The organism is Pseudomonas sp. SBT1-2 (assembly GCF_028640875.1).
GTDB classification, from domain to species: domain Bacteria; phylum Pseudomonadota; class Gammaproteobacteria; order Pseudomonadales; family Pseudomonadaceae; genus Aquipseudomonas; species Aquipseudomonas chlororaphis_I.
In genome coordinates this window covers 219,004-242,427 of sequence record NZ_JAQZAA010000115.1, presented here as the reverse complement: position 1 = coordinate 242,427, position 23,424 = coordinate 219,004, and the positions used below count along the sequence as shown (strand labels likewise).

Genomic DNA, 23,424 nt, shown 5'->3' with positions numbered 1-23,424 from the left:
TATCCGGTGCATCGGCAGCGCTCGAAACTTCTACGATGGGCCCTCGCCTTTCACCATAGAGACCGACCATGCGCCAGATCCTGCTCGCTCCCTTGCTCGCACTTTCACTGGTCGCCGGCAGCTGTCTGGCCGGCCCTTCGTTCGATCATCTCTACGCCTTTGGCGACAGCTATTCCGACAACGGCGCCAGCGACCGCTTGACCCGGGACATGCTCGCCCAGCAGCTCAAGGACGCTCAGCAACTGCCCGGCGAGCTGTACTGGCAAGGCCGCTGGAGCAACGGTCCGACCGCCGTCGAAGTGCTTGCCAAAAGCCTGCGGCTGCCCCTCACCGACCACGCCGTTGGCGGCGCGAAAAGCGGCCAGAACAATTACTACGCCTGGATGACCGCATACCGCGACACAGGAGTGAGCGGGCAAATCGACGACTACCTGGCCAACGCCAAAGGCCAGGCCGACCCTCGCGCGCTGTACTTCATCTTCATCAGCGCCAACGACTTTTTCGAGCACGCCGACTTCGGCCACCAGGAGCCGATCGACGAATTGGCCGCCAGCAGCATCGGTCATATCCAGAACGCCGTCAGCCGCCTGGCCAAGGCCGGGGCCAGGCATTTCCTGGTAATCGGCAGCACCGACCTGAGCCATGCTCCGGCAGTGGTGGCCAGCGGGCAGCGCGAACCGGCGCTGCGCTATCAGCAGATACTTGAACGGCAACTGCCGCCGCTGCTGGTGGCCGAGAGCAAAAAGCTCGATGTACAAATCACCTACTTCGACCACATCGCCTTCAGCGACCAGCTGCGCCGCCAGCCTGGCGAACAGGGCCTGACCCAGCTCGACCAGCCGTGCCAGCCGACCTACCCCGAGGTGAAGCCGGCATGCGCCCATCCAGACGAATATTTCTATTGGGATGAATGGCACCCGACCCGCAAGGTTCATGCCCTGGTGGGGGAAGCCATGGCCAAGGCCCTCGGCCAGGCCCACTAAGCCACAGCCTCATCGATGAGCAGCAGCCCTGCCCTAGACGCAGGACTGCAACGGAAAACGATTCGCCCCGCTCCAGGCCAGGAAGCGCTCCTGCAACATCGGCCGGGCGAGGAAATAGCCCTGGGCCTCATCGCAACCGAACGCGTACAGCATCTGCAGACATTTGAAACTCTCGATACCCTCGGCCACGGTGCGATAACCCAGTTCGCGGGCCAGGCTGATGATCGAGCGGGTGATCTTCTGGTGCTGGGTGTTGCGTTCCAGGTCGGTGATCATCGACTTATCGAGTTTCACCACATTGGCCGGGATCTGATGCAGGTAGGCGAAGTTGCTGTAGCCAGTGCCGAAATCATCGATGGCCACATCCATGCCCAACTCGCGGATGCGCGTCAGCTGCGCCAGGACATTCGGGTTGGAACGTAGCCACTCGCCTTCGGTGATCTCCACTTCAAGCCGCCGCGGGTCGATGCGATGCAGCTCGCAGGCGCGACGGATCAGCTCGGCGATATCCTGGTCCTCGAAATCCTTGGGCGACAGATTGATCGACAGCTTGCTGCTCTCGGGCAGGCTCCAGCTGTGCAACTTGCTCAGCACCGTGTCGATGACCCAGCGGGTCACCTGATGAATCAGGCCATTGCGCTCCATCACCGGAATGAACTCGGCGGGCGAGATCGGCCCCAGCCACGGATGCTCCCAGCGCAGCAAGGCTTCGGCACTCACCTGGGCCCCGTCGGGCAGGGCGAAGCGTGGCTGGAACATCAGGTAGATCTGGCCACTGCGCAAGGCATCGTTGAGGTCCGAGGCCAGGTTGAAGGCGCGGCGCTGGGCATGATCGCGCCCGGCATCGTAGTGCGCCCAGAAGCTGCGCCTGGCCATGGCCAGCTCCAGGGCGAACATGGCCTTGCGCAAGGCATCGTCCACCGACTGGGTATCGATCTCGAACTCCACGGTTCCGGCGCAGACCGTGGGAATCATGGGAAACCCCAGCCCGGGCGGCTGGCGGCGCAGGCGACTGACCAGGGCATCGAGCAACTTGTCGAGTCCTTCGGCCGGCGCCGGCAGCAGGAAACCGAAGCGCTTGACCGACACGTGATAGACCCGCACATGCCGCCCCAGGTACTCCTGCAGGCGCAGCGCGAGAAAACGGATGATGGTCTCGAAAGGTGCCAGCCCCAGGGCCAGGGTCAATTCGTGGGCGACCTTCATGTCCAGGGCATCGATCAACACCAGCACGCGCTTTTCGCCGAGGTGATGCTCGGCCAGATCCCGCAGGTCGCCCTGGAACTGCTCGCGATTGGCCAGGCCGCTGACCGGGTCGCGACGCCGCAGGCGCTGGCGCTGCTCGACCTGCTCCATGACCATCGCCGCCATGTCCCGCAACTGCTGGCGTTCGACGATGCTCAACTGCTGCTCGACCTTGTCGATGATGCACAGGCTGCCGATGGCATAACCGGAGGAGGTCAACAGCGGCGCCCCGGCGTAAAAGCGGATGCCTTGGTCCCGGGTCACCAGCGGGTTGTCGCAAAAGCGCGGATCGAGCGCCGCGTTGCGCACCTCCAGCACCTCGCGGCCTTGCACCGTGAAGACACAGAATGACTGGCTGATGGGGGTCTGCGGCTGATCGAACCCCACCCGCGACTTGAACCACTGGCGATCGCGATCCACCAGGCTGATCAAGGCGGTCGGCACCTTGAAGTACTCGGCCGCCATGCGGCAGATCCGGTCGAAATTCTCGCAACTGGCGGTGTCCAGCAACTCCAGGGCATGCAGGGCGGCCAGGCGCCGCTCCTCGGCAATCGCCTTATCGGGCATACACAACCTCGGGCCGGGATAACGCGATCATCACAATAAACAACCTATTCGCAGGGAGGCTGGAGGGACGCGACGACCTTGAATGCGATAGTGGCATTAGGACATCGCCCTCCAGAATGACTGACGGGCAGGCGCTTGCCAAACCCATCCGTCGGACGAACGGTATCGGTTACAAAAAAGTGCGGTTCTCAAGACCTTCGGTCTAGAGCGCTTTGACGGTTTTCGGCGCTGATCTCAGGCGCCAAAACGTGCGATAGCCGCATCGATGAAGTGCCGCAGCTTGGCGGTCATCTGCCGGTCCGGCCGGTACAGCAGATGCATGGCGCGACTCGGCGCCTCATAGCCGGGCAGCAACTGCACCAACTCCCCCGCGGCCCGCGCCGGTTCGAGAAAATCCGCCGGCCCCAGGACGATGCCGAAGCCATCCACGGCCGCCGATAGCAGGGCCCTGCTCTCGTTGACCTGCAAGCGGCTGCGCACCTGAACCTCATGCACCTGGCCGGTGCGGCGGAACTGCCATTGGTGGTCCGCCGGCCGGGACCAGTAGACGTACCCCAGGCACTCATGCTGTTCGAGATCGGCCGGCACCCGTGGCGTGCCCCGGGCGGCGAGGTAGGCAGGCGCTGCGCAGGCGATCAGCCGATAGGGCGCCAGCGGCCTGGCGGTGAGGCTGGAGTCGGCCAGTGGCCCGATACGAAAGGCTGCCTCGTAGCCCTCCTCCACCAGGTCGATGTAGCGATCAGTGAGGTGCAGGTCGATTTCCACCTCCGGATGCTCGCGCAGAAACGCCGTCACGAACGGCATGAGGCTGTAGGAGCCGAAGGTCACCGGCGCGCTGATGCGCAGCTTGCCCCGGGGCGTGGCGTTCATGATCTGCGCCAGGGAATCGGCGGCCTGGGCCTCGCCGAGGATGTGCTTGCAGCGCTCGAGGTAGGCACTGCCCAGCTCGGTCAGGCTTTGCCGGCGCGTGGTGCGGTTGAGCAGGCGCGCGCCCAGCCGCTGCTCCAGCGCCGCGACATGCTTGGCGACCATCTGCGGCGATAGCCCCAGGCGAGTCGCCGCACGGGCATAGGAACCGCTTTCGGCGGCCACGACAAAGGCCTCCATGCTGGTCAGACGATCCATCATTCAACACTCCCAGTAACGAGACCCAGTACCAGATGCTTATTTATCGCCATTGAGTGGCGAATCATCATAGCCGCTCGACCCTTTCAACGGAGCATGGACATGCGTATCGGCATTATCGGAGCAGGTTTTATCGGGCGCGCCGTGGCGCAACTGGCCCTGGCGGCGGGACATGAGGTGCTGCTCAGCAACTCCCGCGGCCCGCAGACCATGAGCAGCGTGGCCAGCGGCATTCGCGGCAGCCGCATCGGCAGCGTCGAAGACGCCGTGCAGTTCGGCGAGCTGGTGCTGGTGGCCATTCCACTGGCCCACTACCGCAGCCTCCCCGCGGCCCTGCTGGCCGGCAAGACGGTGCTGGATGCCAACAACTATTACCCGGATCGCGACGGCCATATTGAGGCCCTGGACCGCTTCGAAACCACCACCAGCCAACTGCTCGCCGAGCACCTCGAAGGCGCCAGGGTGGTGAAGGTGTTCAATGCCATCCTCGCCCAGGACCTGCTGACCGACGCCCGCCCCGACGGCGCTGCCGATCGTCGGGCCCTGCCGATTGCCGGCGACGATCCGCAGGCCAAGGCGCAGGTTGTGCAACTGCTCGACGAGCTGGGTTTCGACGCTGTCGATGGCGGCGGCCTGGCGGACAGCTGGCGCTTCGAACGGGCCAAACCGGCCTACTGCATCCCGCTGGATAAACCGGGGCTGCGCGCGGCCCTGGCGCAGGCGCAACGCGAGGTCGAACTGCCCGAAGGCTGGTGGCGCTCCTAACGCCAGCAGCATTTGATGTCGATCAGTCAAAGAAAGGGTAGGAGCGAAGCTTGCTCGCGATGGTCGCTAACGATAACGCGCATCTACTGGGTAAACGCGGCGCTCTCAAGTCCATCGCGGGCAAGCCTCGCTCCTACAACGGATTACCTTCGCTTTTATAGCTGGGGCTATTCTCGCTCAACTGGCCCAGCCACCCGCATGCAGGTGCCAGCCATCGCCGCGACGCTCCCAGAACGGGTGCACATAATGGTACCCGGGGCGCAACGGCTCCCAGTGGCCATGGACCGCCACATATTGCCGGCCATCCCAGTGCCAGTAAGCCCGGGACCAGACATAACCCGGGCGATGCATGGGCTCGACTTCGATAACCCGCACCGGCGGTGGCTGCGACGCAACCACCTCGGTGTACTCCACCGGCGCCGCGCGTTCGACCACCCGCCGCTCATGCACCACCCGTTCCTGCACACACCCGGAGGCCACTACGACCACCGCCATCAGAGCCGTGTAACGTAACAACATGCTGCCTCCCCGGCGCTTGACGCCGACGTTTGAACTGCTGACAACGCCCCCTGCAACCACCCGGCTCCTGCCAGGCGTACGGAGTGTTTTAACAGCTCGAAACTGTCTGCTTGCTGAACCTGGTAGCGGCCGGCAGATCGCGACAGCGGGGTGGCGACAAACGGCCAGCCAGCGGCGGCAGATCAAGGTCGTCGAGCGTCGAAATCCGCCCGGGTCATCTCGAAGAACTTGCTCGGCAAGCCTTCGAACTCGCCGTCGCGCACAAAACGAAAACCCACTTTGCGCGCCACCGCCAACGACGCCTGGTTCAAGGCATGGGCATCGGCGACGATGCGTTCGACTCCAGCGCCGAGAAAGGCATGCTCGACGATGCGCCCCGCCGCCTCGGACGCAACCCCCTTGCCCCACGCCCGCCGCACCAGGCGCCAGCCCATTTCCAACTCGGGGCCGACGGCCTCGTAGGGAATGAACGACACCCAGCCGAGAAACTCCTCCGGCGCGGACTTGGCAAAGATCGCCCAGTAACCGCAGTGCTCACCAAAATCACGCTCGATGCGCGAACGCACGAAGTCACGGTGCTCCTCGCCACCGTCCCAGGGGCCGGGAAGGTAACGGGTGACGTGCGGATCGAGGTCCATGGCGATGCACGCCTCGAAGTGTTCGAAGGTGCGCGGGCGCAGCAGCAGGTTGGGGGTTTCGAGGTGGTGGTTCATCAACTGGATATCCGTATTCACCGATGGAAAGATGCCGCAGAGAAAGTAGCAGGTCGGCGTCGGCATCGCCGGATATCCGTAGCAGAACCGCCCCCTGACACGCAGACAGCTTTAGGAGCGAAGCTTGCTCGCCACCACAGGCCACCACCCTGTTCCAGGCAGCAACCCCTTTCTGAAGGCCTGCGACGCCATCGCGGGCAAGCCTCGCTCCTACAGGAAATCGTGGTTACTACGCCAACAGCGCCTGGATATCGTTGAACAGCGCGAGTGGAATCTGCACGCCGTGTTGCATGCTGCGCGCCCTGGCCTCGAAACGCCGCTGCGACGGCAGCCGCGCGCCTTGCGCGGTGATGGCCGCGAATAGCCCTTCGGCGCGCGCCAGGCCGTTCTCGTAGTCCTGCCCCAGAAACACCTTCGGATCGAACGCCAGGATCAGTTCGCCATGGCAGGGCGCGGCGCCGACGCCGGCGTCGAAGGCCATGGACTCGGCGCTGGTGAGGTCGCCGATCAGCGCGCCGGCCAGCAGTTCGATCATCGCCGCCAGGGCTGACCCCTTGTGCCCGCCGAAGGTTTGCATGGCGCCTTGCAGGGCCGCCTTGGCGTCCGTGGTGGGCTGGCCCTGGGCGTCGATGGCCCAATGTTCGGGGATGGCTTTGCCTTGGCGCGCGTGCAGTTCGATATCGCCGCGGGCGATGGCGCTGGTGGCGAAGTCGAACACGAACGGCTGGCCCGACGGTCGTGGCCAGGCGAAGGCCAGGGGGTTGGTGCCGAACACCGGCTTGCTGCCACCGGCCGGCGCCACCCAGCTGTGGCTGGGGTTCATGGCGATGCCCACCAGCCCTTCGGCGGCAATCGCCTCGACCTCCGGCCACAGCGCCGAGAAGTGGAAGCAGCGCTTGATCGCCATGGCCGCGAGCCCCTGGCTGCGGGCCTTTTCCGCCAGCAACGGCAAGCCGGTCTGGAACGCCAGCAAGGAATAGCCGTAGTGCGCATCCACCTCCAGCACGCCCGCGGAAATAGGCCGCAGGCTCGGTTCGGCCTGCGGATCGACCTGGCCCTCGCGCACGGAACGCACACAGCCCAGCAGGCGATACACCCCGTGGGAGCGGCACTCGTCGCGCTGCCCCTGGGTGATGACCTCGGCAATAGCCCGGGCATGGGCATCGGACAGGCCGTGGCGGGTCAGGACTTTGAGGGATAGTGCCTGGACTTCGGCAAGGGAAAGGGTAACGAGATCGGACATAGGGACTCCTGGTCCGGTGGCGACAGTCAAGGCCGGGGAAACCCGACCCTATTGGATTGAAGGTGAGATCGCCGAAGGCCTGCGGCCTTATCGTCCGAACGCGGCCCGAACCTTCGGCAGCGGCTACAGACTCTCAACGCGGCCGCTCACCGTTGAGGCGCTGCGGAACATGCCAGGGGTTGTCGCTGCGCAGGGCCTGCGGCAGCAGTGCTTGCGGCAAGTCCTGATAGGACACCGGACGCAGGAAACGCTGGATCGCCAGGCTGCCCACCGAGGTGGTGCGCGTGTCCGAGGTGGCCGGGAATGGCCCGCCATGGACCATGGCATGGCCGACTTCGACACCAGTGCCAAAACCGTTGACCAGCAGGCGGCCGGCCTTTCGCTCCAGCAACGGCAGCAGTTCCCGGGCTTGCGGATGGTCGTCGTCGCTCAGGTGCAGGGCGATGGTCAGTTGACCTTCCAGGCTCGCCAGCAGCACTTTCATCTGGGCCGCATCAGTGCAGCGCACGAGCAACGAGGCCGGGCCAAAGACTTCTTCGCGCAGCGCAGCGCGGGCCATAAAGGCCGCCGCCGACGTGGCGAACAGCACAGCCCGGGCCTGATAACGCTCGCCCTCGCCGCCCTGCCCCAGGCAGTCCACCTCGGCATGCCCCAGCAGCCGCTCGACACCCTGGCAGTAGCTGGCGTGGATGCCTGGCGTCAGCATGGTCTGCGCCGGCGCCACCTTGAGCGCCGCGGCCGCCGCGGCTTCGAATGCCCGCAACGCCGGGCTGTCGACGGCGAGGATCAACCCCGGGTTGGTGCAGAACTGGCCGGCACCCAGGGTCAGGGAGCCGACAAAGGCCTTGGCAATTTCTTCGCCCCGCTCGACCAGCGCATTGGCCAACAGCAGCACCGGGTTGATCGAACTCATCTCGGCATAGACCGGGATCGGCTCCTCACGGGCCGCGGCGATCTGCATCAACGCCACGCCGCCGCTACGCGAACCGGTAAAGCCCACGGCCTTGATCCGCCCATCCGCCATCAGCCCCTGGCCGATGCTGCGGCCGGCATCGAACAGCAGCGAGAACACCCCTTCCGGCAAGCCGTGGCTGTGCACCGCCTGCTGGATCGCCTGCCCTACCAGTTCCGAAGTGCCGGGGTGCGCCGAATGCGCCTTGACCACCACCGGGCAACCGGCGGCCAGCGCCGAGGCGGTGTCGCCACCGGCCACGGAAAACGCCAGGGGGAAGTTCGAGGCACCGAACACCGCCACCGGCCCGATGGCGATCTGACGCAGGCGCAGATCCACCTTGGGCAAAGGCTGGCGTTCCGGCTGGGCCGGGTCGATGCGCGCTTCCAGGAAACTGCCGTCGCGCACCACCGCCGCGAACAGGCGCAGTTGACCGACCGTGCGCCCGCGCTCACCTTCCAGGCGGGCGCGAGGCAGGCCGGTCTCGCTCATGCAACGCTCGATCAGCTCGTCGCCCAGGGCGAGGATGTTGCTGGCGATGCTCTCGAGGAACGCCGCCCGTTGTTCCAGGCTGGTTTCCCGATAGCGGTCGAATGCCGCTTCGGCCAGGGCGCAGGCGCGCTCCAGGTCATTCGGGCCGGCGCCGCCAAAACTCGGCGCCAGGGCCTCGCCAGTGGCGGCGGCCAGCGCATGCACTTCGCCGTGGCTGCCACGCACGCGGGCTTGGCCGATCAGCAGTTGTCCTGTTACAGGCATGGGTTACCTCTCCGAATAGATGGTATGAACAGCGGTCATTCGTCTTCCCCTTCCAGCACCAGCTTGCTGCCTGGCACCCCGGTATTGGCGCCCCAGTAGTAGATGCACAGGGCCATGACCGTGACGGCCAGGGTGTCGTAAGGGTGAGTGAGGGTGCCGATACCGCCGAAGCTGCCCAGGTAGGAAATGACCATGGTCAGGGCGTAAAAGGCGATCAGCCACAGGGACGAGCGCACCTGTTCGCTGAGGCTCAGGTGGTCGGTGGGCACCAGGCGCTTGCAGCCCAGGTAGATGACGAACATCAGGATCTGCAGGCCCAGCAGCCAGGACACCGTGCCCCAGCCGGACCAGTAGACGATCAGCGCGGCGATGACAAAGGACACCGGCCCCAGCAGGCCGAAGCCGCTGACCCGGAACGGCCGCGGCAGGTCCGGCGCGCTCTTGCGCAGCGCCGCCACGCTGATCGGGGCAATCGCATAACTGAGCACCAGGGCCGCCGACACCACGTTGATCAGCGCTTCCCAGGACGGGAACGGCAAGGTCCAGAACACCGACAGGCCGAAGGTCAGCCACAGCGCCGGGCGCGGAATGCCGGACTGCTCGTCGATGCGGGTGAAGATCTTGAAGAAGGTCCCGGTCTTCGCCCAGCCGTAGACCACCCGTGGCGTAGCGTTCATGTAGATGTTGCCGCAGCCGCTGGGGGAAATCACCGCGTCCGCCACCACCAGATAGGCCAGCCAGCCGACGCCCAGGGTCAGGGCGATGTCGCGGTACGGCAGGGAGAATTCCTTGCTGATGCTGCTCCAGCCGTTGGCCAGCATGTCGGTGGGAATGCTGCCGAGAAACGCCAGTTGCAGCAGGCCGTAGATCAGGGTCGAGAGCAGCACCGAAAGGATCAATGCGATGGGAATGGTGCGCTGTGGATTACGCACTTCGCTGGCCACCGAAATGATCGGCGTCAGGCCCAGGTAGGCGAAGATGATGCCGCCGGCGGAGACCGCCATTTCGATGCCGGACAGACCGAAGGGGGCAAAGCCCTGGACGTGGAAATTGTCCGGTTTGAAGAAGGTGAACAGCACGCCGATGACCAGCAGCGGCACGACGAACTTGAACAGGCTGATGAGATTGTTGGACTTGGCGAAGGTCTTGACGCTGGAGTAATTGAGCCAGAAGAACAGGCACAACAGGGCGAATTGCACCAGCCAGCCGAGAATGGTCGGGTTGCTGTTGCCGGCATGGGTCAGCCCCGGAAACCAGGCCGCCGCGTATTGCCGCGCCGCCACCACTTCAATGGCCACCAGGCTGGAAAACGCGATCAGCGTGATAAAGCCCATCAGGTAGCCCAGCAGCGGCCCGTGGGAGAACACCGGATAACGCACCACCCCGCCCGCTCGCGGCAAGGCCGCGCCCAGTTCGCAATAGACGATGCCCAGCAGCAGGACGGCAAAGCCGCCGAGCAGCCAGGAGAAGATCCCCGCCGGCCCGGCGATGGCCGAGACATGGCTGGCGGCGAACAACCAGCCGGAGCCGAAGATCGCCCCCAGGCCGATGAAGGTGAGGTCAACCAGAGAGAGCTGTTTCTTGAATTTGCCTTGGCCTGACATAGGCGCGCCTTCTTATTGAGTTATTGGAGTAGGCAGATCGAATGTCGCGCCGGCCTTCCGCGGACGGGGTACCGACGTGGTGAAACACGGCACTGCGCGAGTGCCTGATTGTTCTTCTCGTGGACCAGGACGCCCCGCAAGCCACTGCGCGGGGGCGTCCTGTCGGCGGGCCTACAGACCGACGTCGGGCAATTGCGGACGCTCGGCCAGGGCCTTGGCGACTATCGCCTTGACCTCGGCCAGGGTCTCGCCCTGCAGGGCCAGGCGCGGTGGGCGGGTGATCGAGGAGCCGCGACCGACCAGTTCCTCGCAGAGCTTGATGCACTGCACCAGGTCCGGACGCGCATCCAGGTGCAGCAGCGGCATGAACCAGCGGTACAGCGTCAGGGCCTCTTCAAAGCGTTTTTCCTTGGCCAGGCGGAACAGCGTCTCGCCCTCTTTCGGGAAGGCGTTGGACATGCCGGAGACCCAGCCTTCGGCGCCGACGGCGATGCTTTCCACCACCACGTCATCCAGGCCGGCGAACAGCACGAAGCGGTCACCCACGGCATTGCGCAGGTCGATGAAGCGCCGGGTGTCGCCGGAGGAGTCCTTGAAGCAGACGATGTTTTCGCAGTCCTGCAGGGCGATCAGCACGTCCGGGGTGACGTCGTTTTTGTAGATCGGCGGGTTGTTGTAGACCATCACCGGCAGGTCGGTGCCGGTGGCGATGCTGCGAAAGTGCGCGGCGGTCTCATGGGACTTGGCCGAATACACCAGGGCCGGCATCACCATTACCCCGTCGACCCCGACCTTGGCCGCTTCGCGCACGGTGTTGCGGGCGAACTCGGTGGTGAACTCGGCGATCCCGGCGATCACCGGTACGCGGCCGCCGGCGGCGTCCTTGGCGACCTCGATCACCGAGAGTTTTTCCGCGGTGCTCAGCGAGGTGTTTTCGCCCACGGTGCCGCACACCACCAGGCCCGACACGCCGTCGGCCACCAGGTTGCGCATGACGCTGTGGGTGGCGTCCAGGTCCAGGGAAAAGTCAGCTTTGAACTGGGTGCTGACAGCAGGGAACACACCGCTCCAGTGGATGGCTTTACGGCTCATGGTCTTGTCCTTGTTGGTTGAGTCGGCCGGGCCGACAGGCGTTGAAAACGAAAAACAGATTCCGCCTTTCGCCGCCCTGGAGCTTGAGGTTTTTCCCGCTCAAGCAAGACGAAATCGGCACATTCACCCAATCGTCCACAGACCTTTTCCGTCCATTGCGCCTGCGCACTACCCTCCTTCGACCCGCCTGAAATCCCCTGCACCAGCAGCCGCACCGCACGCCTGTAGCCGCTGCCGAGGTACGAGGCTGCGATCGGCTGCGCAGCAGACGCAGAACCTGTATCCCCGGTCTTTCTGTCACACCACGTCGTCCGATCTGGCGGACGCTGCGCGTCCGTGCGCAGCCTGCGGCAGCGGCTACAGGATGGGCGAGCCCCGGCACTGTGCCAATTTCGTCATCCGCCGCAGAGAAAACCCACAAGCGATACAGCCCTTTCCCGAGCCAATCTGTAGGCCTTTTCCGTCAGGTGCTGCCATGAAAAAAATAACCGTCATCGATTCACATACGGGGGGCGAGCCGACTCGCCTGGTTGTCGACGGCTTTCCCGACCTGGGCAGCGGTTCGATGGCCGAACGGCTGGCCGTCCTGCAAGAGCGTCACGATCGCTGGCGCACGGCCTGCGTGCTGGAACCGCGGGGCAGCGATGTGCTGGTGGGGGCCCTGCTGTGCGAACCCCAGGCGGCGGATGCCTGTGCCGGGGTGATCTTCTTCAACAACAGCGGCTACCTGGGCATGTGCGGCCACGGCACCATCGGCCTGGTGCGCTCGCTGCATCACCTGGGCCGCATCGCCCCCGGCGTACACCGCATCGAAACCCCAGTGGGCACCGTCAGCGCCACCCTGCACGACGACCTCTCGGTCAGCGTGCGCAACGTGCCGGCCTACCGTTACCGCAGCGGCGTCGAACTGCAGCTGCCCGGCCACGGTATCGTCCGCGGCGATATCGCCTGGGGCGGCAACTGGTTCTTTCTGATCAGCGAGCATGGCCAGCGCATCGCCCTGGACAACGTCGAAGCTCTGACCCACTACACCTGGGCCGTGCGCGAAACCCTGGAGGCCGCCGGCATCAGCGGCGCCGACGGTGGTGTGATCGACCATATCGAGCTGTTCGCCGACGACCCGCATGCCGACAGCCGCAACTTCGTGCTGTGCCCCGGCAAGGCCTACGACCGCTCCCCCTGCGGCACCGGCACCAGCGCCAAGCTGGCCTGCCTGGCCGCCGACGGCAAGCTGGCGCCCGGGGCGATTTGGCGTCAGGCCAGTGTAATCGGCAGCCAGTTCAGCGCCCGCTACGAGCAGGCGGGCGAGCAGGTCATCCCGACCCTTCGCGGCACCGCCCATATCAGCGCCGAAGCCACTTTGCTGATCGAGGACAGCGATCCCTTCGCCTGGGGCATCGTCTCGTGAGCGAGCCGGCCGAAGCCGACGTGCTGGTGATTGGCGGCGGCATTGTCGGGGCCGCCTGCGCCCACGAAATGGCCCGCCGCGGCCTGCGGGTGCGGGTGCTCGACAACGCCAGCGGCGGCGCCACCGGCGCAGGCATGGGCCACCTGGTGGCGATGGACGACAACCCCGCCGAACTGGCGCTGAGTCACTACTCCATCGGCCTGTGGAACCAGCTGCGCGCTCACCTGCCGGCCGCCTGCGCCTACCGCAATTGCGGCACCCTGTGGCTGGCGGCGGACCCGGCGGAAATGGACCTGGCCCGGGCCAAGCAGGCGACCCTGGCCCAACACGGCGTGGCAGGCGAATTGCTCGACAGCGCGACCCTGGCCGGACTCGAACCCATGTTGCGCAAAGGTCTTGGCGGCGCCCTGAAGATTCCCGGCGACGGCATTCTCTACGCCCCGGCCACGGCCCATTGGCTGTTGCACAACACGCCTGGGATCAGCTGCGAGCGAGCCACGGTCAGCGCCATCGCCGCCCAGCGCGTGGAGCTGGATGACGGCCGTGTGCTGCGCGCCGAGTACGTGGTGCTGGCCAACGGTCTGGCGGCGCGGAGCCTGCTGCCGGAGTTGCCGTTGCGACCGAAGAAGGGCCACTTGCTGATCACCGATCGTTACCCCCGACAGGTGTCCCACCAACTGGTGGAGCTGGGCTACGCCGCCAGCGCCCACGCCAGCAACGGCACCTCGGTGGCGTTCAATGTGCAGCCACGGCCGACCGGGCAATTGCTGATCGGCTCGTCCCGCCAGTTCGACACTCTCGACCCGGCCATCGAGCCCGAGGTGCTGACGCCGATGCTGCAACGGGCCGTGGCCTATCTGCCGGGCCTGGCGCAATTGAACGGCATCCGCGCCTGGACCGGCTTTCGCGCCGCCACCCCGGACGGCCTGCCGATCCTTGGCGAACACCCGCGATACACCGGCCTGTGGCTGGCGGTCGGTCATGAAGGCCTGGGCGTCACCACCGCCCCCGGCAGTGGCCGGCTGCTGACCAGCCTGATGCTCGGCGAACGGCCGGGTATCGATGCCCATGCCTATCGCCCCGAACGCTTCGCCGAGCTGACCGCCACCCTGACAGGAAGCGCCCCATGATCATTTACCTGGACCGTCAGGCGCTGACCGTGGGCGATGGCCTGAGCGTCGCCGCGGCCATCGCCGCCAGCGGCGACCCACGTACCCGAACCTCTTGCACCGGCCAACCCCGGGCGCCCTTCTGCGGCATGGGCATCTGCCAGGAATGCCGCATGACCATCGACGGCCGGCGCCAACTGGCCTGCCAGACCCTGTGCCGCGAAGGCATGCACGTGGAGCGCACGCCATGAAGCAACAGCGCCTGAGCTGCGACATCCTTATCGTCGGCAGTGGCCCGGCCGGCCTCGCGGCCGCCCGGGCGGCGAGCCGCAGCGAGCTCTCCATCATTCTGCTCGACGACAACCCGCGCCCCGGCGGCCAGATCTGGCGCAACGGGCCCGGCGTCACGCTCCCCGGTATCGCCCGCGAAGCCTTGCAGGTGCTGCAACACTCGCGGCTGCGCTACCTGCCGGGCACCCGGGTGGTGGCCGGCGCCGGTGCCAATGCCCTGCTGCTGGAAGATGTCGAGCAGGCTCTGCTGGTCCGCTACCAGAGCCTGATTCTGTGCTGCGGCGCCCGCGAACTGCTGCTGCCCTTCCCCGGCTGGACCTTGCCCGGAGTGACAGGCACCGGGGCCTTGCAGGCGCTACTGAAAAACGGCCTGGCCGTGGCCGGCGAGCGGGTGGTTATCGCCGGCAGCGGGCCGTTGCTGCTGGCCAGCGCCGCCACCGCCCGCCAGGCCGGTGCCCGGGTCGAGGCGGTCCTGGAACAGGCCCCGCTGGCCTCGCTGGCGACATTCACCGCCGGGCTCTGGCGCTGGCCGGCCAAGCTCGGCCAGGCTGTCGGGCTGGCAACCACTTCCTATTGCTGCAACGCCCATGTGCTCGAAGCCCTGGGCGACGATCGCCTGGAAGCGGTGCGCATCCAGCAGGGCGAACAGGTGCGGGAAATCCCCTGCGAGCGCCTCGCCTGCGGGTTCGGGCTGGTGCCCAACACCACCCTGGCCAGCCACCTCGGCTGCCAGCTGCAAGCCAACGCGATTGCGGTGGACCGTTACCAGGGCACCAGCCTCGCCCGGGTCTACGCGGCCGGCGAATGCACCGGGGTCGGCGGCAGCGAACTGGCGAGGGTCGAAGGCGAGATCGCCGGGCTGGCCGCCAGCGGGCAGACCCGGGAGGCCACCGCGCTGATCCAGCGCCGAGCCCATTGGCAGGCGTTCGCCGAGCGAGTGAGTGAAACCTTCGCCCTGCAACCGGCGCTTCTGCGCCTGGCGCGAGCTGATACGCTGCTGTGCCGCTGCGAGGATGTGCCCTACGCCGCCGTGGCTGGCGAAGCGGGCTGGAGCGAGGCCAAACTGCACAGCCGCTGCGGCATGGGTGCCTGCCAGGGGCGGGTCTGCGCCACGGCGGCACAGGCCCTGTTCGGCTGGACCGTACCGACACCACGAGCGCCCCTGGTGCCGGCGCGGATCGAGACCTTGCTGATGGAGTCGACGCCCGGCGCGAAGTGACGAGCAGACCGTTGCCGCTGGCCGCCCGCCAACGGCGCCGTGGGATTCAAGGATGAGCCAGTAGACCCAAAGTCGCGGGGCGCGCCCCGCCCCCTAACAAGAGCAGCCCTTGATGATCGACACCGCTCAGCTGCACCGCCTGCCCGAAGCCATCGCCAGCCAGGCGCCCGAGGATATTCACGACCTGCTGGGCAGCATGGCCCTGGTGATCCCGCTGCTCGACACCCTGCCCAACGCGGTGTTTTTCATCAAGGACCTGCAAGCCCGCTACCTCACCGCCAACCTGACCCTGGCCCAGCGTTGCGGTTTCAAGAACGTCGCGCCGCTGCTGGGCAAGACCTCGGCCGAGGTGTTTCCCGCCGTGCTCGGCCCGGTCTATACCGAGCAGGACCAGCGCGTGCTGCGCCAGGGCATCACCATCAAGGGCCAGCTGGAACTGCACCTGTACGGCAGCCGCGAACCCGGCTGGTGCCTGACCCACAAGCTGCCGCTGCATGGGCGCGACGGGCGGATCATCGGCATGGCCGGCATCTCCCTCGACCTGCAGGCCGCCCGCGACGCGCACCCGGCCTACGAACGCCTGGCCGCGGTCGACCGGCATATCCGCGAGCACTACAACGAAGCCATCCGCCTCGACGACCTGACCCACATCGCCGACCTGTCCATCGCCCAGCTGGAGCGCTACTGCAAACGCATCTTCCACCTCACCCCGCGGCAGATGATCCACAAAGTGCGCCTGGAACACGCCTCGCGCCTGCTGCTCGGCGAACTGCCGATCACCGACGTCGCCCTGCAATGCGGCTACACCGACCACAGCGCCTTCAGCCGCCAGTTCAAGGCCCTGACCGGCGTCAGCCCACGGCAGTTCCGGCAGAACGCCGCGCACTGACCTGGGCCCATTTTTCCTGGGGTGATAAAAGAGCATGCCGTTAGAGCCAGAAGCCCCTGGCTCATAACCGAATGTTCCATATCGGCCTTATGACTCCGCTATTTTTCATGCCCCCGCACGGCATAAGATGGCGACGGGAAAAACACCCCGTAACCGTTGAACAGCCCAGCCGCGCCTACCCGTCCACATCGACGCCCTGGCCCCGTGATAGAACATTTAACGGATTAAATTTCTGTGCACACCTCTTTCAATTCAACGCCGCGGTCAGTGTGGTCCTTTGTGGCTTTGGGGGTATTACTTATACTTTCCGAAGCCATCTACGACCTGGTATTCGCCAACCTCGCCTATTCCATTAGCGGAACGACGCTCGCTGTTACCACCACCTACGCCGTCGGCTATAGCGCTGAAATACTGGTAACCCTGCTAGGCGCGGGTTTTATCGATCGTTTCAACAAATGGAAACTGTTCATTGCCACGCAACTGGCCAACATTGCGGTGTTTGCCCTGGCTGTTTTTGTCCTCAGGATCTACGACAGCTCCGTGGAGTGGGTGTGGTTTTTTGCCTTCTTCGTCGACCTGATCCATCAGTACTCACGGCTGATCATGTTTGCCTTGATCCCGTTCCTTTTCACCGCTGACAACATCCCCAGAATCAACGGCCTGCTCGCCACCTTCAATGGCATCGCCAGGACCCTGGGGCCGGTCATCGGCGCCCTGGTCATTTTCAACGTCGGCTTGTCGATCTCACTGCTGGCCTCCATTGCCTTCATGCTGGCGGCGCTCGCCTTGACGATCAGCCTGAGCGCCTTGAATGAGAAGACCTCGACCCTCGATATCTGCAGCACGTCGTTTGCCCAACGCTTCCAGGAAAGTGTCACCGGCGCATCAAGAGCCACCATCGATCTGTTGCGCGCTCCACGCTGGCGGTATTTCCTTGCCTCCTATGCCACCTGCCTGCTGGTGGTCAGCGTGCTGGCGCTGCTGTGGGTCCCCTTGCTGCGGGGCTTTCATGGTTTTTCTGAAGCACAGACCGGCTACCTGTTCTCAGTTGGAGCAGCAGGCGCCATAGCCGGCGGACTCGCCTTGCGCGCCAGTGGCCAGGCCTCCCGGGTGCCGGGCACGATATTGCTGTCCCACCTGATCATGATCTCGGGGGTCTGCATCACGTTATGTCTGCGCGGCAACCTCTGGCTCGCGGGCACCGGCATGTTCGTGTTCCAGTTCGGTACCACGCTGTATTTTCGTACCACAGCCAGTGCCATCCAGCTCACCGTACCCAAGGAAATCATTGGCAGCTGGTATGGCTCGATAGACTTCATCAGCCGCTTTGCCGGACTCGTGGGCATTCTGCTGGCGGGTTGGGCCTACGATAAGCTCGGGACCTACGCCATCTACTCGATCCTCTTACTCTTGCTGGCACTGAGCAGTTTCAACTGGCGCGGCAGTCGCCAGGCTCGCTGGTTGGTCAATACCTGAGGCTGTGCCCCCTCGGTCCGTCTCAGTGCCCATGACCTGAAGCATGGGCACTTTGCGCGAAAGCCTCCTTGCCCGACGTTACTCGAGCAGCTCGCTGCATAGCTCGTCAGCATCTTGTCGTCCTCCGCTTCTGCATCATCGTTATCAGCATTCCCTGCTCCGAAGGCGCAGGCAACCGCAAGAGACGGCTGGATAGCACCACTCATTGCAGACCTGAGACGATCATTGATTTGATCATTGAGAAATTGACCCACCATTTTTCGAGTCAGCTCATAAAACTGTTCCCGGACTTTTTGGGTAATCACTCCGTCGTACACCCGCGATGCAAAGACATGGTTTTTTCCAGCGCCAGGGCACGCCGGCCGCACAACCCGGATCAATTTCGTGAACGCCAGGACTTGCGATGAATTATGATGCGCGCCCTTTCGGCTCGCGTTTCAGCGCAGGCTCACAGCGCCACCCCCTCGTTCGCCATCCAAGGCCAGGAACCCTACATGCTTCACCTCAGGAGCTTCACCCGAACGCTGCATCGGCAGCAGATCGATGGCGTGACCTTCCATTTCGATCCATCCCACCGGCACGAACTGGACAGGCTGCTACGGCGTTTTTTGGCCAAGCCCGAGCAATACCCCACGCTGGATATTCCGGAAGACACCCGGGGCGTATTCCTGCTCGAAGGCGAACGCCAATGGGTGCTCAAGCGCAACCGCCTGACTCACTGGAAAAAGCAGCTGCAGAACTTCCTCGGGCTCAAGCGCAGCTTCGGCCTGCACGACCTGACCAACGAATTCATCAACCTGTCGGTGGTGTCGGGCAAATCCGCCCTCTCGCCCCAGGTCTCGGCGTTTGGCTACAAGGGGCGTTTTCCGTTCCTGCGCGAAGAGTACTTGCTGGTGGGTTTCTGGGCCGATCATTGCAGTGTCGACGACCGTCTGCTGGCCCATCCCGAGCAGGCTGAAACCCTGTTGTCGGCGATCTTCCGGCTGTTCGGCCAGATGCTCGACGACGACTTCGTGCACATGGACCCCCACCCGAAAAACATTCTGGTCGCCGCCGATGGCCGACTGCGCCTGATCGACTTCGAGTGCTGCGCCCACTCGGTACTCGACCGCGACTTCAGCCTGGGTTTCCTGCTGGGTTACTTCTACCGCTTCTGGTTCCGGCGCTTCATCTCACAGCAGGATTACGACCGGCTTTGCGAGGCCTACCTGAGCGCGGAGCAACCCCACCTGGACCGCACCATCTTCCAGCCGGTGTACCAGCGCTTTCGCGACCAAACCGTCTCCCGCAGCACGCGCTACCGCATCCTCACCTGTGCCCGGGCACAAGCGGCGTTCCAGCGTGAAATCAGCGGTCTGCCCGAGCAAGCGCGGAAGCCGAGTTGAATCGATATTGAACAATGCCTGGGGGAAACGGCGGCACTGGACGCGGTGCGCCTTCAGGTCATGCCCAAAGACACATCAGCGGCAGAGCCCCACTCAGCCATCCAACTGATCCAGGGCCCGCCCAGCCTTGAGGGCCTTGGCCATTTGTAGGTGGTTTTGCAGTTTCGGCAGGGTCTCTTCGGCAAAGGCCTTGAGTTCCGGTACCTCGGTGATTTCGGCCTGTTGCTGGATCTGCTCGATGGCCTCTTCGGTGGCCTTGACCTGGCTCTCGGCATAGGCGGCGTCGAAGGCTTCGCCTTCCGGGACCTCGGGGATCAGCGCCTTGGCCTTGCTGATCACTTCTTCCCTAGGCGCCACGGGCAGGTCGAGCTTTTTGGCGATTTTCGCCAGGTGCTGGTTGGCGGTGGTGCGGTCGTTGATGACCACGATGGTGTAGTCCTTGACGGCCTTGGAGGACGTCTTCTGGTGGGCCAGGCGACTGGCCTCGATGTCTGCCATGCCCTTGGCCGAGGCGTCATCGATAAACTCCGCGGGGGACTGGGCGAACGCCGCGCTGGCGCTCAGGCCGAGCAGCAGCGCGAGGCAGGTGCGGGACAGATGGGTGGCCATGAAGCTCATGGTGTCGGCCTCCTTTGATCAGGTGACGGCGCACGGCGCCTGCACAGAGTGAGAGTTTTCAGGCCATCGAAGGTTTGAAAAAGTTGCATCGGCCACGACGAACGGTTGGCAAAAAAAACGGCCAGCTCCGCCGCTTCCGTCAAGCGCGGGATGGGCTTCGCTGGGCGCGCTTGGCCGCGTACATCGCCTCGTCGGCGTGCTTGAACAACTGCTTTTCGTCATGGCCGTGTTCGGGGAACAGGCCGATACCGATGCTCGGCAGAATGCTCAGCTGATGGCCGTCCAGGCGCAGCGGCTCGTTGAGTGCCTGGCGAATCTTCCCGGCGACGATACCGGCATCTTCCGCGTGCTGGATACAGCCGAGCAGCACCACGAACTCATCGCCACCGATCCGCGCCACGGTGTCGCTTTCGCGCACGCAGGCCTTGAGCCGGTTGGCCACGGCCTGCAACAGCATGTCACCCACGGCGTGGCCAAGTGTGTCGTTGACCTGCTTGAACCGGTCCAGGTCGACATAGAGCAAGGCCATGCGCCCGGACTCGCGACGGGCTCGGGCCAGGGCGTTGCGCAGGCGCTCGCGTAGCAGTTCGCGGTTGGGCAACTGGGTCAGCTGGTCGTACTGGGCCATGTACTGCAGGCGCGCATGCAGCTGCTTGCGCTCGATGGCGGTGGCGAGCTGGGCGCAGACGTATTGCAGCAACTCCTTGTCCTGCTCGGTGTATCGCTCGTCGCCCGGCGCGCTCTTGACGATCAGCGCGCCGATGGTGCCCTTCTGCGAATTCAGCGGCACACCGAGCCAGCAGGGTGAATGCGGGTCGGCGCTGGCATCCGGCAGCGGCACATAATCGTCAGGGGTCAGCAGCAACGGCTGGCCACTGCGGATCACCTCGGCACACAGGCTGCCGGTCAGCGTGCCCGCCTGCTCCGGGCAACGCTCGCGGTCGTCGACGTGATAGGGAAAGCTCAGCGCCTGGCATTGCTCGTCGTACAGCGCGACGGAGAAATTCAGCGCCGGCAGCCATTCCCCGATGATCCGGTGCACGCGCCGGAACAACGCCAGCAGGTCCTCGGCGGCATGGGCCGCTTCGGAAATTGCATACAGCGCCGCCTGCCGCGACTCGGCCTGCTTGCGTTCGGTGATGTCGCGGGCCACGGCGATGCGCAGCTGGTCGACCTCGGACCAGCGCGCCGACCAGAGGATATGTGCGACCTGCCCGTCCTTGCGCAGGTAACGGTTCTCGAAGTTGGGCATGGGTTCGCCGGCCATGATCCGGTCGGCGGCCTGCAAGGTGCGCGCACGGTCCGCGGGGTGCACCAGCTCGATCATGCGCCGGCCGACCAGCTCGTCCGGCGTGTAGCCGAAAATCCGCTCGCAGGCGGCGCTGACGAAGACGAAACGGCCTTCGACATCCACCGCGCAGACGGCATCCAGCAGAAGGTCGATGAAACTGGCCAGGGGCGCGGAGTTGTTGGTTGCCATCAGGGAACGACACTGCCTGTGAAGATAAAGCGCCGAGTATCAATCCCTGGGTTCCGGCAGCGGCGCAAAGCCGCTGCTTGTCCGTGACTGTCGCAACCTTGCGAACAGCCTTTATGCCTTGTTCGCCAGCAATCCCGGAACGGCATGCAGCAAGGCGTTGATGGCAAACCCGATGAACATCACGCCGCAAAGCCGGGTGATCGCCAGTTCGTGGCGCTGATACAGGGTCCGCACCCGCCGCGCACCGACGATGCCAATCAGAATAGCGTATGCGCCGATGCCGCCGAGGAAACTGAGGAAGATCAGCCAGGGCAGCATCGACCAGTTGAGCAGCTCGGCGCGACTGGACAGCAGCGCGGTGAAAGTCGCCACGGCCACCGGGTACGCCTTGGGGTTGGTCAGGCCGAACAGGATGCCGTGCCAGAACGGCTGGCGCGCCGGCCCCTGGGGCTCCTGCCCGCTGCTGCGCTGGCTGCGGATTGCCCGCAGGCCGAGCCAGAACAGATAAAGGCCGCTGAGCACGCCCAGCACATCGAAGGCACTGCTGCCGATCTCCCGCGCGCCGACGATGGCGATCAGCGCGGTGCTGCACCAGACCACATCGCCCAGCAGATGCCCGCAGAGAAAGCTGGCCCCGGCCCGCCGCCCGCGCGCCGCGCCAATGCCGAAGACCGCCAGCACGCCAGGCCCTGGGGTAATGCCGTAGATAAAGCCCGAGGCGAGGACAGCCAGTAACAGCGAAGAAGTCATGCCACACTCCGAAGCGCCGAAGGTGGCGCGGTTTTGATCGCAGGATTCTGCCGGCTTGTGCGCCCCCGCACCACCCCACCATGGTCGTCACAGCGACAGCCAGTCGTCTTGAAGCGGCGGCGAGCGGTCATTCGTCGGTAAAGATCGTCATCCCGGCATAGGGTTGCTGCCGACAGGCGCGCAAGCGCGAGGCCAGATCGCCGACATGGGCTTCCAGCTGGTGGCCGTCGGGGTCGAGGAAATAGAACGAGGCGCCTTCGCTACGGTTGTCGCGCCACTCCCGCACACCGGCAGCACGCAGGCGCTGGACGAACGCCACGAAATGCCCGGCCTCGATGCTGAAGGCGTAATGGGTGTAGTCCGGCACCTCCGCCGAACGGCGCGACGAGTCCAGCGACAGGCACAACCACAGGCCCGGCAGCGACAGATAGGCGCCGCTGTCCCAGCTGGCGTCCAGGCGCAGGCCCAGCAGGTCGCGGTAAAACCCCAGGCTGCGGTTGAGATCGGTAACGGCGAGGGTCAGGTGGTTGAGGCCGGTGAGCATGCAAAGTCCTTGTTAAGAGGAAGGTCCTGAATCGTCTTGAATCAAAACAGCGTTCGCACTGGACGAATGGCTCTGGCGGCAAGCCTCGGGTGGCGATGTAGTGTGCTGCATCACAAACCACTCCATCGAGATCACCATGTCCGTCATGTCCTTGCGCCTGCCCGATGATGTTGCCAATTCCCTGGCTCACTTGGCCAAGGCGACAGGCCGCAGCAAGTCATTCCTCGCTGTGGATGCACTGAGAGAATATCTGGCCCGCGAAGCCTGGCAAATCGACGAGATCCAGAAAGCCCTGACTGAAGCAGAGGCAGGCGACTTCGCCAGCGCCGAAGAGCTGGATAACGTGCTCACTAAATGGACTGGCAAGGCACGTTGAGTGGCTGCGCACCGCCCTCAAGAACCTCGATGACGAAGCCGCCTACATTGCACAGGACAGTCCTCAGGCCGCCGCGGAATTCGTCAAAGCCATCCTGAGCAGCATTCAACACCTGAGCCGTTTTCCTGCCAGTGGTCGCGAAGGTCGCCTGCCCGGTACCCGGGAGTGGGTGGTCCCCAATCGTCCTTACCTGATCCCCTACCGTGTACGTCAGGGACACCTGCAGATACTGCGGATTTTCCATACCCGGCGCTTGCCGCCTGCCGGTTGGCAAGACGACCGCCAATAGCTCGTGCATTGGGGCCAGCGGCGGCG

The 23,424-nt window shown here is 64.8% G+C and carries 23 protein-coding genes and 1 pseudogene; 11 read left to right on the top strand and 13 right to left on the bottom strand.

Features of this window, described 5'->3' with window-relative positions; translation table 11 throughout:
- Positions 1–68 precede the first annotated feature (68 nt).
- The gene (locus PVZ78_RS29820; RefSeq protein ID WP_101281938.1) at positions 69–983 is read left to right on the top strand and encodes an SGNH/GDSL hydrolase family protein; all 915 of its coding nucleotides are present in this window, start codon (positions 69–71) and stop codon (positions 981–983) included.
- 33 nt (positions 984–1,016) lie between these two features.
- On the opposite strand, the gene PVZ78_RS29815 is transcribed toward PVZ78_RS29820, so the two are convergent.
- Together PVZ78_RS29815 and PVZ78_RS29810 are read right to left on the bottom strand one after the other, a co-directional pair.
- Entirely contained in the window at positions 1,017–2,795 is a 1,779-nt protein-coding gene (locus tag PVZ78_RS29815; protein WP_273829673.1) for a putative bifunctional diguanylate cyclase/phosphodiesterase, read from the bottom strand.
- A gap of 234 nt (positions 2,796–3,029) precedes the next feature.
- Positions 3,030–3,920, bottom strand: a complete 891-nt coding sequence (locus tag PVZ78_RS29810) for a LysR family transcriptional regulator (protein ID WP_273829683.1) — start codon at positions 3,918–3,920, stop codon at positions 3,030–3,032.
- Positions 3,921–4,022: 102 nt separating this feature from the next.
- Here PVZ78_RS29810 and PVZ78_RS29805 point away from each other — a divergent pair, with 102 nt between their 5' ends.
- A complete protein-coding gene (locus PVZ78_RS29805) occupies positions 4,023–4,685 on the top strand; it encodes an NADPH-dependent F420 reductase (RefSeq protein WP_289942882.1) in 663 nt (220 codons plus the stop codon).
- A gap of 177 nt (positions 4,686–4,862) precedes the next feature.
- On the opposite strand, the gene PVZ78_RS29800 is transcribed toward PVZ78_RS29805, so the two are convergent.
- The 6 genes from PVZ78_RS29800 to PVZ78_RS29775 form a co-directional block, all read right to left on the bottom strand.
- On the bottom strand, positions 4,863–5,204 hold the full coding sequence (locus PVZ78_RS29800; protein ID WP_009047466.1) for a YXWGXW repeat-containing protein: 342 nt from the start codon (positions 5,202–5,204) through the stop codon (positions 4,863–4,865).
- A 182-nt stretch (positions 5,205–5,386) separates the two neighbouring features.
- Positions 5,387–5,917, bottom strand: a complete 531-nt coding sequence (locus tag PVZ78_RS29795; protein ID WP_337960408.1) for a GNAT family N-acetyltransferase — start codon at positions 5,915–5,917, stop codon at positions 5,387–5,389.
- A gap of 229 nt (positions 5,918–6,146) precedes the next feature.
- Positions 6,147–7,160 carry an Ldh family oxidoreductase gene (locus tag PVZ78_RS29790; RefSeq protein ID WP_273829671.1) on the bottom strand — a complete coding sequence of 338 codons (1,014 nt, stop codon included), beginning with the start codon at positions 7,158–7,160 and terminating at the stop codon, positions 6,147–6,149.
- A 133-nt stretch (positions 7,161–7,293) separates the two neighbouring features.
- Complete coding sequence (locus PVZ78_RS29785) at positions 7,294–8,868, bottom strand: aldehyde dehydrogenase (NADP(+)) (RefSeq protein ID WP_273829670.1); 1,575 nt, start codon at positions 8,866–8,868, stop codon at positions 7,294–7,296.
- Between the two features lie 35 nt (positions 8,869–8,903).
- A complete protein-coding gene (locus PVZ78_RS29780; protein ID WP_273829669.1) occupies positions 8,904–10,472 on the bottom strand; it encodes an APC family permease in 1,569 nt (522 codons plus the stop codon).
- A gap of 171 nt (positions 10,473–10,643) precedes the next feature.
- On the bottom strand, positions 10,644–11,564 hold the full coding sequence (locus PVZ78_RS29775) for a dihydrodipicolinate synthase family protein (protein WP_016702111.1): 921 nt from the start codon (positions 11,562–11,564) through the stop codon (positions 10,644–10,646).
- Positions 11,565–12,039: 475 nt separating this feature from the next.
- Between PVZ78_RS29775 and PVZ78_RS29770 the strand changes: the two genes are divergently transcribed.
- From PVZ78_RS29770 to PVZ78_RS29745, 6 genes are all read left to right on the top strand, one after another.
- The gene (locus PVZ78_RS29770) at positions 12,040–12,972 is read left to right on the top strand and encodes a 4-hydroxyproline epimerase (RefSeq protein WP_273829668.1); all 933 of its coding nucleotides are present in this window, start codon (positions 12,040–12,042) and stop codon (positions 12,970–12,972) included.
- The gene (locus tag PVZ78_RS29765) at positions 12,969–14,102 is read left to right on the top strand and encodes an NAD(P)/FAD-dependent oxidoreductase (RefSeq protein WP_273829667.1); all 1,134 of its coding nucleotides are present in this window, start codon (positions 12,969–12,971) and stop codon (positions 14,100–14,102) included. The genes PVZ78_RS29770 and PVZ78_RS29765 overlap by 4 nt, the downstream gene beginning before the upstream one ends.
- Positions 14,099–14,332, top strand: a complete 234-nt coding sequence (locus PVZ78_RS29760) for a 2Fe-2S iron-sulfur cluster-binding protein (protein ID WP_016702108.1) — start codon at positions 14,099–14,101, stop codon at positions 14,330–14,332. Before PVZ78_RS29765 ends, PVZ78_RS29760 begins: the two co-directional genes overlap by 4 nt.
- Positions 14,329–15,591 (top strand): NAD(P)/FAD-dependent oxidoreductase, encoded by a 1,263-nt coding sequence (locus PVZ78_RS29755; RefSeq protein WP_273829666.1) that lies wholly within the window; start codon positions 14,329–14,331, stop codon positions 15,589–15,591. Before PVZ78_RS29760 ends, PVZ78_RS29755 begins: the two co-directional genes overlap by 4 nt.
- 112 nt (positions 15,592–15,703) lie before the next feature.
- Entirely contained in the window at positions 15,704–16,480 is a 777-nt protein-coding gene (locus PVZ78_RS29750) for an AraC family transcriptional regulator (protein ID WP_038630807.1), read from the top strand.
- Between the two features lie 234 nt (positions 16,481–16,714).
- Positions 16,715–17,956 carry an MFS transporter gene (locus PVZ78_RS29745; protein ID WP_231999300.1) on the top strand — a complete coding sequence of 414 codons (1,242 nt, stop codon included), beginning with the start codon at positions 16,715–16,717 and terminating at the stop codon, positions 17,954–17,956.
- Between the two features lie 101 nt (positions 17,957–18,057).
- Here PVZ78_RS29745 and PVZ78_RS29740 read toward each other — a convergent pair.
- Positions 18,058–18,288: pseudogene (locus PVZ78_RS29740) on the bottom strand (restriction endonuclease); the annotation flags it as partial.
- A 162-nt stretch (positions 18,289–18,450) separates the two neighbouring features.
- On the opposite strand from PVZ78_RS29740, the gene PVZ78_RS29735 reads away from it, so the two are divergent.
- Positions 18,451–19,341, top strand: coding sequence for an AarF/UbiB family protein (locus PVZ78_RS29735; RefSeq protein WP_198919858.1), 891 nt, complete (start codon positions 18,451–18,453; stop codon positions 19,339–19,341).
- A gap of 93 nt (positions 19,342–19,434) precedes the next feature.
- On the opposite strand, the gene PVZ78_RS29730 is transcribed toward PVZ78_RS29735, so the two are convergent.
- The 4 genes from PVZ78_RS29730 to fos all read right to left on the bottom strand — a co-directional run bounded on the left by PVZ78_RS29730 (position 19,435) and on the right by fos (position 22,733).
- Complete coding sequence (locus tag PVZ78_RS29730) at positions 19,435–19,959, bottom strand: DUF4142 domain-containing protein (RefSeq protein WP_009047451.1); 525 nt, start codon at positions 19,957–19,959, stop codon at positions 19,435–19,437.
- Between the two features lie 139 nt (positions 19,960–20,098).
- Complete coding sequence (locus tag PVZ78_RS29725) at positions 20,099–21,439, bottom strand: sensor domain-containing protein (RefSeq protein ID WP_016702102.1); 1,341 nt, start codon at positions 21,437–21,439, stop codon at positions 20,099–20,101.
- A gap of 111 nt (positions 21,440–21,550) precedes the next feature.
- A complete protein-coding gene (locus PVZ78_RS29720) occupies positions 21,551–22,189 on the bottom strand; it encodes a LysE family translocator (RefSeq protein WP_110177471.1) in 639 nt (212 codons plus the stop codon).
- Between the two features lie 127 nt (positions 22,190–22,316).
- Complete coding sequence (fos, locus tag PVZ78_RS29715; protein WP_009047448.1) at positions 22,317–22,733, bottom strand: fosfomycin resistance glutathione transferase; 417 nt, start codon at positions 22,731–22,733, stop codon at positions 22,317–22,319.
- Between the two features lie 136 nt (positions 22,734–22,869).
- Between fos and PVZ78_RS29710 the strand changes: the two genes are divergently transcribed.
- Positions 22,870–23,109, top strand: a complete 240-nt coding sequence (locus PVZ78_RS29710) for a CopG family ribbon-helix-helix protein (RefSeq protein ID WP_096373267.1) — start codon at positions 22,870–22,872, stop codon at positions 23,107–23,109.
- The gene (locus PVZ78_RS29705; RefSeq protein ID WP_273829681.1) at positions 23,093–23,398 is read left to right on the top strand and encodes a type II toxin-antitoxin system RelE/ParE family toxin; all 306 of its coding nucleotides are present in this window, start codon (positions 23,093–23,095) and stop codon (positions 23,396–23,398) included. The genes PVZ78_RS29710 and PVZ78_RS29705 overlap by 17 nt, the downstream gene beginning before the upstream one ends.
- Positions 23,399–23,424: the final 26 nt, after the last annotated feature.

Coding starts and splice junctions, on each gene's coding strand:
- PVZ78_RS29820 (WP_101281938.1), top strand. CDS start 69: ATGCGCCAGATCCTGCTCGCTCCCTTGCTCGCACTTTCACTGGTCGCC.
- PVZ78_RS29815 (WP_273829673.1), bottom strand. CDS start 2,795: ATGCCCGATAAGGCGATTGCCGAGGAGCGGCGCCTGGCCGCCCTGCAT.
- PVZ78_RS29810 (WP_273829683.1), bottom strand. CDS start 3,920: ATGGATCGTCTGACCAGCATGGAGGCCTTTGTCGTGGCCGCCGAAAGC.
- PVZ78_RS29805 (WP_289942882.1), top strand. CDS start 4,023: ATGCGTATCGGCATTATCGGAGCAGGTTTTATCGGGCGCGCCGTGGCG.
- PVZ78_RS29800 (WP_009047466.1), bottom strand. CDS start 5,204: ATGTTGTTACGTTACACGGCTCTGATGGCGGTGGTCGTAGTGGCCTCC.
- PVZ78_RS29795 (WP_337960408.1), bottom strand. CDS start 5,917: ATGAACCACCACCTCGAAACCCCCAACCTGCTGCTGCGCCCGCGCACC.
- PVZ78_RS29790 (WP_273829671.1), bottom strand. CDS start 7,160: ATGTCCGATCTCGTTACCCTTTCCCTTGCCGAAGTCCAGGCACTATCC.
- PVZ78_RS29785 (WP_273829670.1), bottom strand. CDS start 8,868: ATGCCTGTAACAGGACAACTGCTGATCGGCCAAGCCCGCGTGCGTGGC.
- PVZ78_RS29780 (WP_273829669.1), bottom strand. CDS start 10,472: ATGTCAGGCCAAGGCAAATTCAAGAAACAGCTCTCTCTGGTTGACCTC.
- PVZ78_RS29775 (WP_016702111.1), bottom strand. CDS start 11,564: ATGAGCCGTAAAGCCATCCACTGGAGCGGTGTGTTCCCTGCTGTCAGC.
- PVZ78_RS29770 (WP_273829668.1), top strand. CDS start 12,040: ATGAAAAAAATAACCGTCATCGATTCACATACGGGGGGCGAGCCGACT.
- PVZ78_RS29760 (WP_016702108.1), top strand. CDS start 14,099: ATGATCATTTACCTGGACCGTCAGGCGCTGACCGTGGGCGATGGCCTG.
- PVZ78_RS29755 (WP_273829666.1), top strand. CDS start 14,329: ATGAAGCAACAGCGCCTGAGCTGCGACATCCTTATCGTCGGCAGTGGC.
- PVZ78_RS29750 (WP_038630807.1), top strand. CDS start 15,704: ATGATCGACACCGCTCAGCTGCACCGCCTGCCCGAAGCCATCGCCAGC.
- PVZ78_RS29735 (WP_198919858.1), top strand. CDS start 18,451: ATGCTTCACCTCAGGAGCTTCACCCGAACGCTGCATCGGCAGCAGATC.
- PVZ78_RS29730 (WP_009047451.1), bottom strand. CDS start 19,959: ATGAGCTTCATGGCCACCCATCTGTCCCGCACCTGCCTCGCGCTGCTG.
- PVZ78_RS29725 (WP_016702102.1), bottom strand. CDS start 21,439: ATGGCAACCAACAACTCCGCGCCCCTGGCCAGTTTCATCGACCTTCTG.
- PVZ78_RS29720 (WP_110177471.1), bottom strand. CDS start 22,189: ATGACTTCTTCGCTGTTACTGGCTGTCCTCGCCTCGGGCTTTATCTAC.
- fos (WP_009047448.1), bottom strand. CDS start 22,733: ATGCTCACCGGCCTCAACCACCTGACCCTCGCCGTTACCGATCTCAAC.
- PVZ78_RS29710 (WP_096373267.1), top strand. CDS start 22,870: ATGTCCGTCATGTCCTTGCGCCTGCCCGATGATGTTGCCAATTCCCTG.